This is a genomic window from Pedobacter sp. AW31-3R (assembly GCF_052180285.1).
Classification (GTDB): Bacteria; Bacteroidota; Bacteroidia; order Sphingobacteriales; family Sphingobacteriaceae; genus Pedobacter.
The window spans coordinates 557320-570498 of the sequence record NZ_CP197475.1; the positions used below are offsets into that span (position 1 = coordinate 557320).

Sequence of the window (13179 nt, forward strand, 5' to 3'; positions counted from 1 at the left end):
ATGAATGATATTCTTATTCCGCATTTAAAGGAAATGTTCAGTCTTACCTTCATGCAGTCTATGTTAGTTCAGTTTGCATTTTTTGGTGCCTATTTTATTGGTTCCCTTATCTATTTCCTGGTGTCCTATTATACAGGTGACCCGGTGAATAAGGTAGGCTATAAAAAGGGAATGATTTCAGGCATATTGCTTTCCGCAGTAGGCTGCTGCCTGTTTTATCCCGCAGCAACATTAGGCGTATACAGCGTATTCCTTGGCGCCTTGTTCGTACTGGGTTTAGGTTTTACGATTCTGCAGATTACCGCGAATGCATATGTGACCCTGCTGGGTGATGAAAAAGGGGCCTCAAGCCGCTTAAACCTGACACAGGCGTTCAATTCATTCGGTACGACCATTGCCCCTGTACTTGGAGGACACCTGATTTTTACCTTATTCGTTCAGGATGGTAAAGTAACGGCAGATTCTACCCGTATCCCTTACCTTATTTTTGCAGGTATCCTGGTAGTCCTTGCGCTAATCATCAGCAGGGTAAAACTTCCATCCTTCAGTTCTGAAGAAGGAGAAAAAGGTGGCTTGGGTGCATTGAAGTTTCCACAGTTAAAAATGGGTATTTTCGGTATTTTCGCCTACGTTGGTGCTGAAGTAGGTATCGGTAGTTTACTGATTGCTTTCATGGCACAGGAAGATATCATGAATATGCCGGAAGTGGTCAGTAAAAATTACCTGGCGCTGTACTGGGGTGGTGCGATGATCGGCAGGTTTTTAGGGTCGATCTCACTGAGCAGCCTGGAACAATCAAAAAAATTAATCTATATGGTACTGACTGCCGCTGCAGTATATGTACTGGTATTCAGTATTGTTGACCTTACTTTTGCGCAGACCAGCTTTTTTATCGTATTTATCATCTTAAATATTATTGCCTTCGTTATCGGTAAATCTGCCCCTGCACGCACACTGGTGATCTTTGCAGGCGTGAATATTGTATTGCTGCTGATCTCGATCTTCAGTAAAGGCAGTATGGCTGTTTACCCGATTTTAGGTATTGGTTTATTCAACTCGATCATGTTCTCTAACGTGTATACGCTGGCAATTTCAGGATTGGGTAAATATGTGAGCCAGGGTTCATCTTTATTGGTGATGGCGATTTTAGGAGGTGCCCTGGTGCCCGTGATCCAGGGTGGATTAGCGGATTCAGTGGGTATCCAGAATTCGTTCCTGATTCCTGTGGCCTGTTATGTGTATATCCTTGTTTTCGGGTTGTATTGCATGAAACGTGTGGTGGTAGACCTGGATCAGCCAGTGAAGTCTAACCACTAGTTCTTCTGGTTCAGGTTAAACGAACGTAGCCGAACTTTCCAAAATTTTTCCGGCACCTGCCGTTGAATATGAAGGGTAATTCTGTTTTACCTGAATAAATACATAAATTAACGCTTACCTTTGGGCAAGCGTTAATTTATGTCTGTTGAAAAACAAATCCTCCATCCAAGAAATCTGCACCGCTCAAGGTATGATTTTCCACAGCTCATTGCGGGCTGTCCCGCACTTCAGCCTTTTGTGTCTGTTAATCCTTATGGTGATGAATCGATAGATTTTTCCAACCCTGAAGCGGTAAAAATGCTAAACAGGGCATTACTGATCCATTTTTATGGCATTGCCACCTGGGATATTCCCGAAGGGTACCTTTGTCCACCGATTCCGGGAAGGGCAGATTATATTCACTATCTGGCAGATTTACTGGCTGAAGGCAATGAAAATACCGTGCCCCGGGGCCAAAAGGTGAAAGTGCTTGATATTGGCGTGGGTGCCAACAGCATTTATCCGATTATAGGGCATCAGGAATATGGATGGCAGTTTGTGGGATCTGATATCGATAAACGCGCACTGAGTGCCGCAACAAATATTGCGGCAGCGAACCCTGCATTAACTGGGCACCTTACTTTCCGCTTACAGCATGCTGCACACCATATTTTCAAAGGGATAGTCAAACCGGGAGAGTTTTTCGATGTGACGATGTGCAACCCGCCATTCCATTCATCTGCGGAAGAGGCCAGGATGGGCTCACAACGCAAAGTAAGAAACCTGGGTAAGCAAAAAGGAAGGGAACCGGTATTGAATTTCGGGGGACAACATGCCGAGTTATGGTGTAAAGGCGGGGAGCTGGAGTTTATCAGGAAAATGGTGGAAGAAAGTACTGCCCTGGCTGCAAATTGTTGCTGGTTCACCACGCTGGTGTCAAAAAGTGCACATCTTTCCATGATTTATTATGCGCTGGATAAAGCTGGTGCGGCGAAAGTAAACACGGTTGAAATGGCACAGGGACAGAAACAGAGCCGTTTTGTCGCATGGACATTTCTTTCTGCTGAAGAGCGGGCGGCATGGAGTAAAAAGCGCTGGCGATAAGGTTGATTTCAAATATTTTGCAGGACAAAATGAATAACTTAACTTTAAAGCATGATCTATAAAACCACGTATCAGGCGGCAAAAATTATTGCACCAAAGGTAGAAGCCATTTTTGCCCAGCATCTTGCTACTGCTGCTGAAAGTGGGGAAGAAGATCTGGCACCATTGCCTTCTGCATCTATTGTAGAAGCCATCATTGACGCTACATTCTGGGCAAGCCTGAGAAAAGAAGAAGGGCATTCCCCAAAAATATCACTCGCCTTTTTGCCTCCGCAACAGGCGGGAAATCCTTTATTATTCAAACAACACCTGCCGCTGAATCCCGCTGTACTGACGAAACTGGCACCGGGAGTGGAACGTGCCGGGATCCATATCGGGGTTTGGTATGAAGAGGAAGAGCTGTATATCTGGGGCACAACGACGAGTATCCCTAATTTCTGTTTTGTACTGGATGTGTCTGAACCTGCACTGCTGGTGATTAAACACCGGCGCATTTATGGTTTTGGTAAGTTCACCAATATTGCGGTTTTAAAAGGCGACCAGATTAAAATCGTGGATGTGAATACAGCACGGCTTCCGGATTGTCCACCCATGCTGCTTTCCCTGCTGGACCTCACTGCCCCTTCTTATTGGAATGATGCCGTGAACGTCCTGATTCAGCTTGCTGTATCCATGCGTTCCCACCAACGTGGAGGAACATTGCTTGTGGTGCCCAATGGTACAAGAAATTGGTTACAATCTATGATTAAGCCTATCCAGTATGGTATTCAGCCAGCCTTTTGTGGCTTGTCCAATTTATTGCGTCAGGACAGGAAGGAAGCAAGCCAGATTTTCTGGCAGACAGCCCTGAAAAGGGAAGTTGAACACTTGGCTGGTTTAACAGCGGTGGATGGAGCGACCGTAATCAGCAACGAGTATGAATTGTTGGCTTTTGGTGCAAAAATCGGACGCGCTAAGGGGAAAGATCCTATTGAAGAACTCTCATTTGTAGAACCCATTGCAGGAGGGGATGCGGTAGTGATGCACCCTGCGAAGGTAGGCGGTACACGGCACCTTTCAGCGGCACAGTTTGTACACGACCAGAAGGATGCAATAGCACTTGTAGCCTCGCAGGATGGCCATTTTACCATATACAGCTGGTCACCCACACAAAGCAGGGTTCAGGCACACCGTATTGATACATTACTCTTGTAATTTGTACCACTGCAGATTAATATTTATGAGGAATGAATTTTTAGCAATGACATCTTCATTAGCCTTAAATCAGTGGTGCTTTAGGAAATTAATACTACTCCTGTAATTGCGGCTATAAATAACATCATCATAACAATACGGTCGATTACAATCCACTGTTGTCTGCTCAGTACAATATCTTTTCGTACGGTACGCTCCTGCCTGGCAAGAGTTGGTAAGGTGAGATTCATTTTAATTAGCATAATCATGTTTTTTATAGGTGAGGTATTTCAGTAGCACAAAGCCTGCGCCAAATGTGGAGTCATTTGTGGAAATGTTTATAACTCCTGTTTTTTTCTGTCGATTTTTATTTTATTTTCAATTTATGGGTTCATATTGAGCTGATTACGTATGTGTTTTTTTACAGAATGTACTATTTTGCCGACGATTTCTGAGGCTTACTGTTCAGTTTTTTATCAGCCGGATCAACCCTATAAATTTAATGATATGATTAAGTTAAAATGGGGGACAGCAGGCCGAAACCTAGACTCGAATACCTACAGCAAGGAAAAATTGGGTAATGATTTAAAGATAAAGGCATAAAAAAGCGGGTGTCCCTTTATTTGGAGACACCCGCTTCAGGCAGCGTATACTGAATTCAGGAAAATACCTATTTTACGGTATAGCGGTATACGTAACGTCCAACATTTCCATTTTCGTCTATTCCTTCAATGACGGCTCTGTAGGTACCTTTACCATCTGCGTTATAGAATTCAAGTACAGTATCTCCTGTGGTATTGGTTACAATCTTTGGATTCCAGTAAATGGTGGTCCTTAAATCATTTCCGGTATAGGAGCTGGTCTGCGTGACATATTTTGGAGAATAGAAATCTCTGACCTTGGTATATCCCTTCGGACTGAATTTTACCACATTGTTTTGTGGCATCATCTTTTTCAGGTCGGCCAGGGTCATGTTCGATTTTTCTACTTTCTTGGTATTGATGACCATTACTCCTTTACAGTTATAAGTCCTGAATACCGTTCCCAGTTGATCCTGCAGGAATATCTCTACCGATTCTACATCCCGTGGATTGACACTGTTTACCGATATGGCATCAACAGCATTTCCATTGATGAATATTTGTACAGGGGTAGATTTATTTCCCTGCATGTAGTCCCTGGTAATATAGAAGTTATTGTCTTCAAATGTCAGTCCCATGGCCATTGTTTTAAGACAGGTAAGGAGGTCATTACAATCCTGAAGTCTTGATCCGTCAACCTGGTGGTCGGCCATCATGCTTAATCCTGTCAGTGCAGGGTGATCGGCATGACTTGGTTTCTTTACTGGGGCACCGGTAATCTTTACTTCTTTCAGGGTACGCAGATTGCTGTATTGCTTTTTACTGTTATCCAGGTAGGCAGATAAGGTGCTGTCTATATTTGCATTTTCATTGGCAATATTGGGATTTCCGGTGATCTCAGGTGAGGGGGCATCGTCGATCATGATCATCATATTGTTTGCTGCGCCATAGAACTTCGCATTCAGGACGAGTTCGGCACCATCATCAAATACCAGCTTAGGGAAAGAAAATAGTCCCATGTTGGTGGTAATGGCCTCAGCAGAGAAAATCCGTCCCGGACTGGTCAGGCGTAGTGCCCCTTTTTTTACCGGCATGCCTGTTCTGTCTCTCAGAGTTCCTGTGATGGTGATGCCTTGCTCTGGCATGAAGTTAACCGCAGGCATTTTGTTGGCCAGGATATTTGCATAAGAAAAACGGCGGTAGCCCTGGGTAAGCATCAGAATGTCCAGTTCCGATAGTTTCTTTTCATCTGTTTTTACAAAATAGTAGTTCGGACGTTCAATAAATCCCTGCAGGTCTGATGTAAGTAGCAGTGAGCTTAAAATGGTTGTTTCTGTATTTTCGTCTACCGGTACTTTTTGTAAGTCTGTTACGCTTACCGAAAAGTTACCTGCCACACGTTGTGTGGAATCTTTGGCAGATATGGTGAGTTTAACTTTCTGTCTTGCTTTATAGGTGGGTAAGTCCGACTTTAAGCTGAGGTTCATTGCATCTTTATGCAATACAAAAAACAGCCTTTCGCTGACAGGTTCCCCGGTACTGGAGAATAAGGTCATTTGTATAATTCCGGAAGGGAATTTGTCTGTCGATACTTTTGCCATGGTCATCTGGGTGCTCAGCTTTGACTGGGCTGCATAATATACGCGTCCACCATTCTGCGCAACAATGGATAATCCTTTGCCCTGGTTTTGCTGGAAATAGGCATCATTGGCAACAATTTTAAAGTTGATCATGCCTGCAGTGGAGGGCGCAGCCTGGATAGATATCCCCGATTCTACAGCTTTTGGTAAATCGAAGCTCTTTTTTGTCCCGTCTTTGAAGGTAATGTTCGCTTTATAGGTCTTCGCGCCTTCCGTGTTCAGGTAGAAGGAACCCATTCCAAGATGGGTAGAATTGAAGGTGGCAATCTGATTTCCATCGTTGTCGGTCACCGTACCCGTAAGGTCTATCCCCAGTCCGTTGGGCTTGATGGCTTTGAACGCAACTTGTGTAGGAAGCCCTTTGATCAGGTCGCCTCCTTCAGGAAAAAACTGGACATCATTGTTGCCTGATTTTGGTTTGAGGACGAAGGATGCCGGTATGACTTCAGTACCTGCGGTAAGCTCTGTGCTGAGGTTTCCCTTGGTGATGGGTTCATTTTTTTTGGCATTGATACTGATTTTCAGGATCCCGTTTTTATCGGTTACCCCTTTACCCTTACTCACCACGGCATAGTTGGAAGTGACACTCCAGGTTACACTTCGGTTCATGTATGGAATCTTGTCCATGTTTTTAAACTGGATCTGTGCTTCAATTGTCTGCCCTTTCTCGTTTTCTATATTATCGTAGCTCAAATGGGTGATGAGCTTCTTGTCGATCGCTTCCCCGATAGGGATCGTTTTGGTGAAGAAATAATCAGGACTGGAGTTAAACATCCATACCGTATAGGCACGTACATAATAGTTCCCCTGTTTGAAATTTACCATGTCAAGCGGAATGCTGCCATAAGCCACGCTTTGGGTGACCGGTAATTTCAGGGACTGAACGAGTGAATCCTGACTGTCCATTAAATCTACATAGACAACTTTACTCAGCTGTGAAGGTAAGTTCTGTTCAAAAGTGAGGTAAGCTTTGAAGAAAATCGTGTCTGCTACACTATAGTAGGGCTTATCGAAATGGAGATAAACTTTTTCCGCCGGGTATTGTTCGGCAATGATCTTCGATTTATTGAGGATGTTGCTTAAAATCGTAGTATCCTGTTGTGCAGAGACATGAAGATTTAAAGACAGGGAGAGTATAAAAAATGCAAATGATAATTTTAAATAGTTCATGAATATCTAATAAAACGCAATTAATCTCGCTAATATATTCATTTATGAACTGAGCTTCCCTATTTCTCCAAGTGCTTTAACACTTTTTGACATTTGCTTGCCGGAGGGCAACAACATTTTTACAGGAATAGGGGCTGGAGGGAATTGAATACTATTGCCCAGGAATAAAAAAAGGGAAGTGGATCAGTCCACTTCCCTTTCCTTTTTAATGATAACCGGTTGCCGGTCATCATTATTGCTTAGTTAAACTCGATAATGAATTCTTTTGAAGGTTTACGTACCTTTTTAAGGTTAACTAACCAGTCATTTGCTTCATCCCTGTAACCCAATGGCAATAGGGTCACGCTACGCAGGCCACGTTCGCCGAGGCCTAACAGGGCATCAAGCTCAGCAGGGTTAAAGCCTTCCATCGGTGTAGCATCTACTTTCAGCAATGCTGCTTCAGCGATAGCGATACCGAAAGCGATATAGGCTTGTCTGGCGGCATGGGCATAATTTTCTTCAGCAGATTTTGTGGTATAGTTACCTGTTAACTGGACTTCATAATCAGAGATCGTTTCTGCAGGAATTCCGCGTTCAGTATTTGTATTGGCAAATACAGACCTGATCCTTTCTTCGGTGTATTTGTCCCATGCCGCAAAAACCAACAGGTGTGAAGCATCTGCTACCTGCGATTGTCCAAAGGCAATGGTCTGTATTTTAGCTTTCAATTCCGGATTGGTGACCACAATTACATTAAATGGCTGTAAACCCGAAGAAGTTGGGGCAAGACGTGCTGCCTCAATGATCTGATCTACTTTTTCCTGCTGAACTTTTTCTCCGTTCATTTTTTTTGCTGCGTACCGCCACTTTAGGGCATCCAATAAACTCATGTCTTATTTTTTATGTTTTAAAATCTTGTGTTGCTGTTATAACAGTTAATTAATAACAGTGTTAGCAAATGTATGCTTGTTAAGGATATCTTTTGGACCATGATTCTATTTTTACTTTAAAATGATAAGCAAACGCAATCTGTTGGTGGTAACTCCATCTATTGATGACAGGTGAATTTGGTTGTTGCCTTTTCTTGTTTAGCCGCAAAATAAATATCGGCTAATATTTGGATTAGGTGTTTTTATTGGTTAAACTCGTTATCTTGTTATGCAAGCATAAGATGTCTGAACCAAACTACTTTAACTTTCGTTTGTTAGTAGAAATGAGCACATGGGGAAGACGCTTTTTTTAACTATACCACGAACACCATTAATTCTAACCAAGTATGAAAAAGATTTTACTAAGTATTTTACTGGGCTTGCCCATTCTGGGCTATTCCCAATCTTTCCAGGTAAACCTTCAGGGACAAAAACAAATCGGTATGGCCGGTGCAGGAACAGGAGTTGCACTGGATGAAGCCGCTGTATTTTTTAATCCCGGTGCAGTGTCATTTTTAAAACAAAATGGAGTACAAGCCGGTGTCAGTCCCCTTTACCTGAAAACAGCTTTTCGCGAAGCAGGATCAAATATTACAGAATACAATAAAGACAAGATTGCTACGCCAGCAATGGCCTATGGGGTATTCGGATCTCCTGAAGGACGTTTAAGGTTCGGACTGGGGGTTTATACGCCATTCGGGGGCGCCATGCACTGGGAAGAAAACTGGACCGGCAAATATACGGTCACCTCACTCGACCTGCAGGCTATTTATGTGCAGCCGACGCTGAGTTATAAAATTACGGACAATATCGGTATTGGTGCAGGTTTTGTGTATGCTCATGGCAAGGTAGACCTGCGCAGGGCAGTGCCGCTGACATTGGCGAATGGACAGAGTGGGACAGCTAAACTGGAAGGTACGACAAGTAACTTCGGCTGGAATGCAGGTATTTATGTAGAAACAATTTCGGGTGTTTCCATCGGGGTTACCCACCGTTCGCAGGTGACTGCAAAGGTGAAAGACGGCGATGCCATATTTGATGTTCCCGAAGCCCTGATCAGCTCGTTCCCTTCGAAATTTAATGCAGAACTGCCTTTGCCTGCAACGACTACTATAGGATTTGGATTCTACCCATCGGAAAAGACTACCATAGCACTGGATGTGAACTGGGTACATTGGAACAAATACAAGGAGCTTGCTTTTGATTATGACAACAATGCGAGGATCCCGGATACGGAGTCGCCAAGGAATTACCATGATGCGGCTGCTTTACGTCTGGGTGTGCAACACCAGACGACCTCGCGACTGGCATTGCGTGCAGGGGTGGGGTATGCCTTCACGCCTGTTGGAAAGGGATATGTGACACCGGAAGTACCTGATGCGGACCGTCTGTTGTTAAGTGCGGGCCTGGGATACCGGGCGTCTGACAGGTTGAGTATCGATTTGTCTTTCCTGTATGAAAATGTAAAAGCAAGGAGTGAAACCAATATTGAAACGGGCCTGAACGGAGAGTTTAAAACCGTAGCCTATATTCCCGGTATTTCCTTTTCTTACCGATGGTAAGCTGCTACCTGCCAATGAACCTATCCCTGCAATAAAATATTATTGCACATCCACATTTAATCCTCAAATCTGATGAAATCACAAATCATAGTTAAAAGTATTCTTGCAGTTGCTGTTTTTGCAATGGCTTCCTGCAAACCAGAATTAAAAGAGGTCACTCCTTCAAAAGGAACGGCCGATTTTACACGTTACATTGCTGTCGGAAATTCACTTACCTCCGGATTTGCAGACGGTGGGCTGTACCTGGAAGGACAGCAGAATTCCTTTCCTGAGATGATCGCCACACAAATGAAGACCGTTGGCGGCGGCGCGTTCCATACCCCATTTTTTAATGCCGACCAGGCTGATGGAAGCGGTTATAAAAAGCTGACAGGATTTAGTGCAACAGGCTTACCCATCCTGGGAGATGTAGCAGCCCAGGCTGTCAGGGGGCAGGTGACTATCCCTGGTTTCGGTAATGTGGTTTTGTTGACGAAATATACAGGTGAATTAAATAACTATGGTGTTCCTGGCATTAAACTGGGATTGGTCACCTTTCAGGGCTATGGAAACCTGAACCCCTATTATGAACGCCTGCTGCCTAATGATGCTCCGGCGAATACTACAGCCTACCTGGATTTTGTAACGTCCAAACCTTTTACTTTTTTCAGTATGTGGTTAGGGAACAACGATGTATTGGGGTATGCGACCACTGGAGGGGCATCTGCTGCTGATGCACCTACGCCTAAGGCAACTTTTACCGCTTTGTATAATGCTGCTGCAACAAAGCTGGTCGCCGGAGGTGCTGCTTCAGGAACACAGGCAAAAGGAGTTGTGGCAACAATACCTGATGTATTGAGTACCCCGTTTTTCAGGACAGTGACACTGGCCAGTCTGCTCACAGCGGTACAGGCTTCTGCACCAACGGTGACGCAATTGTTTATCCGTACAGGCACTGCGGCAGTAAGGCCAGCTACGGCACAGGATTATTTCCTGCTGACGCTAAGTTCAGCCAATGTGATTGGTGTGCCTAACGCAGGTGGTATCCCTTATGGTCTGCATCCCTTGAACCCTATTGAAAGCAAATGGGTACTGGATGCAGATGAAGCAGCCACCGTTGTGGATTATACCAATGCGTATAATGAAACGATTAAGTCGGTTGCCAATGCCAAGGGGCTGGCCATAGTGGATGCCAATGCTTTATTAAAAGAATATGGGGCAGGGAAAATGGTGAATGGTGCTGCAGTGAGTGCGGCGTTTATTACCGGTAACCTTTTCTCCCTTGACGGCATTCACCTGACCCCGCTGGGCTATTCTATTATTGCCAACGAGTTTATCAAATCGATTAATTCGAAATACGGCTCAACTATCCCTATTGTTGATGTGACCAAATACAGGGGCGTAAAATTCCCTTAATCCAGCTCATGATTTTTAATGGAAGCTGCTTTCAGGCAGTCTTTTTTACAGGAAAGGCCCGCATTAGTTGTTAAAATGCGGGCCTTTCCTGTAAAATAGGAATCGGTTTATCTTCAAATCTTCCGGAGTGGCTAGTGTTTCAGCTTAGCCTTGAATACTTTCTCCAGTTTTTCCATTTTAGGAAGGATCACAAGCCGGCAATAAGGCTGGTTTGAATTTTTATTGAAGTAATCCTGGTGATAACTTTCCGCCACATAAAAAGGGCTTGCCTTGGTGATTTCTGTAACTACCGGTTTACCGAATGCATTGGTTTTGTTCAGCTCTGCTTTGTATTGTTCAGCAAGCGCTTTCTGTTCGGCATTACTGTAGAAGATCACCGAGCGGTATTGTGTGCCAACATCTGCTCCCTGACGGTTAAGTGTAGTGGCATCATGACTTTTCCAGAATACTTCCAGCAATTCGTCATATGATATTTTTGAGGGTTCATAACTGACTTCAACCACTTCCGCGTGGCCTGTGGTGCCAGTGCAGACATCTTCGTACGAAGGATTGGCGATTTTTCCGCCTTCATATCCGGACTTTACGCTCACTACGCCATCAAGGCGGTCAAAGAGTGCTTCTGAACACCAGAAACATCCCATGCCAAAGGTTGCTTTCTGTATTTTTTTGGATTGTGCTGTGGCACTGGTCACGGATAAGAGGACTAATGCCATAATTGATAGGTATTTCATAAGGTGTGGATGTTAAAAAGGTGAGGTCTTTTGTCCATCACCGGAAGTTTTTTATGTTCCTCCTGTGCTGGATGAATGGTAGTGCCTTTCTTTCAGGTAAAATTACGCAATGCACTGCAGTATAGTTTTCGATCGGCTTCCAGTGTTCCTAATATTACAATATGCTGATATTGTTTGCTGGAGATAATGCTGTTGTTAATAACTTAAATATCTGCTGATGAATGTATTATTTGTTTTTAGACTGCTTTTTTAAGGTTTATCCACAATTGTTTTATAATTTAGGTTACAATTGCAAACTAATTAATTTACTATGTCTACACCTTATATCCCTACATTGGACCTTGGTTCTTATATCAATGGAACAGAAGAACAACGTAAAAAGTTTTCTGATGCGCTGGGCAGGGCTTTCAATGATTCAGGTTTTGTAACCATTACCAATCACGGACTGAGCCAGGAGCTGATTGACAAGTTGTACGAGAATATTCAGGGCGTATTTGGTTTGCCGGCAGACCAGAAGGCGAAATATGAAAAACCTGAACTTGCCGGCCAGCGCGGTTATACCAGTCCGGGTAAAGAAACAGCAAAGGGCGCAAAGACGGCCGACCTGAAAGAATTCTGGCAGATAGGGCAGACCGTTACCGACGGGGATCCTATAAAATTCCAGTACCCTGATAATGAATACCTGGAAGAGATTCCTGGTTTCAATGAAGTGACCAATGAAATTTATCAGAAACTGGAAAGTAATGGTAAACATTTGCTGCGCGCCATTGCAACTTATCTGGAACTGCCGGTGGATTATTTTGACGGACATGTCCATAATGGGAATTCTATACTAAGGGGCATTCACTATTTTCCTATTGAAAATCCGGATGCTATTCCTGACGATGCCGTGAGGGCAGGGGCGCATGAGGATATCAACCTGATTACTTTACTGATTGGCGCAAGTGCCGATGGACTTGAAGTGCTGACCAGAAGCAATGAATGGTTGCCGATAAAAGCACACCATTCGGATATTGTGGTGAATGTAGGGGATATGTTGCAGCGCCTGACGAATAATAAACTGCGTTCTACAACACACCGGGTGGTGAATCCGCCAAGAGAACTGATGAAGACCTCACGTTTCTCTGTGCCTTTTTTCCTCCATCCACGTTCGGATATGGATTTGACAAGCCTGGATTCCTGTATTGATGAAGCACACCCAAAAGTGTATTCGGATATGACCGCAGGGGAGTATCTTGATGAACGCCTGAGAGAAATCGGATTAAAGAAATAGATTCTAAGGAAGAGGCCGACCGGCCTCTTTTTGTATATTTTCATCTCTACATCCTCCAGGATCAATATGGGCCACCCGGGTAAGGGAGGAACGGCCGTTTTTAATGGAATGGCTGTAAAAGCAAAAAAGAGGTAAACATTTCTGTTTCCTCTTTTTTTTGAGCCTTCTATCGGGATCGAACCAATGACCTACTGATTACAAGTCAGTTGCTCTACCAGCTGAGCTAAGAAGGCCTCTGGTTAGCTATATGGCTAACCGGGCTGCAATTATAGAAATTTTGGTTCTTATTACAAAATCTTCTTTTCACTTTTTTTATCCCTCAGGTATATCTTGCTGTTTCAGA

At 43.9% G+C, this 13179-nt stretch carries 10 protein-coding genes and 1 tRNA gene; 6 read left to right on the top strand and 5 right to left on the bottom strand.

The genetic code is table 11. The annotated features are described in order from the left end of the window. From ACSBL2_RS02270 to ACSBL2_RS02280, 3 genes are all read left to right on the top strand, one after another. Positions 1-1317 carry a sugar MFS transporter gene (locus ACSBL2_RS02270; RefSeq protein ID WP_442590063.1) on the top strand — a complete coding sequence of 439 codons (1317 nt, stop codon included), beginning with the start codon at positions 1-3 and terminating at the stop codon, positions 1315-1317. A gap of 138 nt (positions 1318-1455) precedes the next feature. Next, positions 1456-2400 (top strand): 23S rRNA (adenine(1618)-N(6))-methyltransferase RlmF, encoded by a 945-nt coding sequence (gene rlmF, locus ACSBL2_RS02275; protein ID WP_442590064.1) that lies wholly within the window; start codon positions 1456-1458, stop codon positions 2398-2400. Positions 2401-2451: 51 nt separating this feature from the next. Further along, a complete protein-coding gene (locus ACSBL2_RS02280) occupies positions 2452-3594 on the top strand; it encodes a putative sensor domain DACNV-containing protein (RefSeq protein ID WP_442590065.1) in 1143 nt (380 codons plus the stop codon). An 80-nt stretch (positions 3595-3674) separates the two neighbouring features. Here ACSBL2_RS02280 and ACSBL2_RS02285 read toward each other — a convergent pair whose 3' ends face one another. From ACSBL2_RS02285 to ACSBL2_RS02295, 3 genes are all read right to left on the bottom strand, one after another. Next, a complete protein-coding gene (locus ACSBL2_RS02285; RefSeq protein ID WP_442590066.1) occupies positions 3675-3836 on the bottom strand; it encodes a hypothetical protein in 162 nt (53 codons plus the stop codon). Between the two features lie 407 nt (positions 3837-4243). After that, on the bottom strand, positions 4244-6964 hold the full coding sequence (locus ACSBL2_RS02290; protein WP_442590067.1) for a carboxypeptidase regulatory-like domain-containing protein: 2721 nt from the start codon (positions 6962-6964) through the stop codon (positions 4244-4246). A 239-nt stretch (positions 6965-7203) separates the two neighbouring features. Continuing rightward, positions 7204-7836 carry an NAD(P)H-dependent oxidoreductase gene (locus ACSBL2_RS02295; RefSeq protein WP_442590068.1) on the bottom strand — a complete coding sequence of 211 codons (633 nt, stop codon included), beginning with the start codon at positions 7834-7836 and terminating at the stop codon, positions 7204-7206. Between the two features lie 386 nt (positions 7837-8222). Here ACSBL2_RS02295 and ACSBL2_RS02300 point away from each other — a divergent pair, with 386 nt between their 5' ends. Further along, positions 8223-9437 (top strand): OmpP1/FadL family transporter, encoded by a 1215-nt coding sequence (locus ACSBL2_RS02300; RefSeq protein WP_442590069.1) that lies wholly within the window; start codon positions 8223-8225, stop codon positions 9435-9437. Between the two features lie 72 nt (positions 9438-9509). Then, complete coding sequence (locus tag ACSBL2_RS02305; protein WP_442590070.1) at positions 9510-10832, top strand: SGNH/GDSL hydrolase family protein; 1323 nt, start codon at positions 9510-9512, stop codon at positions 10830-10832. Between the two features lie 131 nt (positions 10833-10963). Here ACSBL2_RS02305 and msrA read toward each other — a convergent pair whose 3' ends face one another. After that, entirely contained in the window at positions 10964-11563 is a 600-nt protein-coding gene (gene msrA, locus ACSBL2_RS02310) for a peptide-methionine (S)-S-oxide reductase MsrA (RefSeq protein ID WP_442590071.1), read from the bottom strand. Between the two features lie 310 nt (positions 11564-11873). Here msrA and ACSBL2_RS02315 point away from each other — a divergent pair, with 310 nt between their 5' ends. Continuing rightward, positions 11874-12836, top strand: coding sequence for an isopenicillin N synthase family dioxygenase (locus tag ACSBL2_RS02315; protein WP_442590072.1), 963 nt, complete (start codon positions 11874-11876; stop codon positions 12834-12836). A gap of 160 nt (positions 12837-12996) precedes the next feature. On the opposite strand, the gene ACSBL2_RS02320 is transcribed toward ACSBL2_RS02315, so the two are convergent. Then, positions 12997-13069 (bottom strand) — tRNA-Thr (locus tag ACSBL2_RS02320). Positions 13070-13179: the final 110 nt, after the last annotated feature.

Bases quoted from the DNA above. Each gene is read 5' to 3' on its own strand.
- ACSBL2_RS02280 (WP_442590065.1), top strand. From the start codon at position 2,452: ATGATCTATAAAACCACGTATCAGGCGGCAAAAATTATTGCACCAAAG.
- ACSBL2_RS02285 (WP_442590066.1), bottom strand. From the start codon at position 3,836: ATGCTAATTAAAATGAATCTCACCTTACCAACTCTTGCCAGGCAGGAG.
- ACSBL2_RS02315 (WP_442590072.1), top strand. From the start codon at position 11,874: ATGTCTACACCTTATATCCCTACATTGGACCTTGGTTCTTATATCAAT.
- rlmF (WP_442590064.1), top strand. From the start codon at position 1,456: ATGTCTGTTGAAAAACAAATCCTCCATCCAAGAAATCTGCACCGCTCA.
- ACSBL2_RS02290 (WP_442590067.1), bottom strand. From the start codon at position 6,964: ATGAACTATTTAAAATTATCATTTGCATTTTTTATACTCTCCCTGTCT.
- msrA (WP_442590071.1), bottom strand. From the start codon at position 11,563: ATGAAATACCTATCAATTATGGCATTAGTCCTCTTATCCGTGACCAGT.
- ACSBL2_RS02270 (WP_442590063.1), top strand. From the start codon at position 1: ATGAATGATATTCTTATTCCGCATTTAAAGGAAATGTTCAGTCTTACC.
- ACSBL2_RS02295 (WP_442590068.1), bottom strand. From the start codon at position 7,836: ATGAGTTTATTGGATGCCCTAAAGTGGCGGTACGCAGCAAAAAAAATG.
- ACSBL2_RS02300 (WP_442590069.1), top strand. From the start codon at position 8,223: ATGAAAAAGATTTTACTAAGTATTTTACTGGGCTTGCCCATTCTGGGC.
- ACSBL2_RS02305 (WP_442590070.1), top strand. From the start codon at position 9,510: ATGAAATCACAAATCATAGTTAAAAGTATTCTTGCAGTTGCTGTTTTT.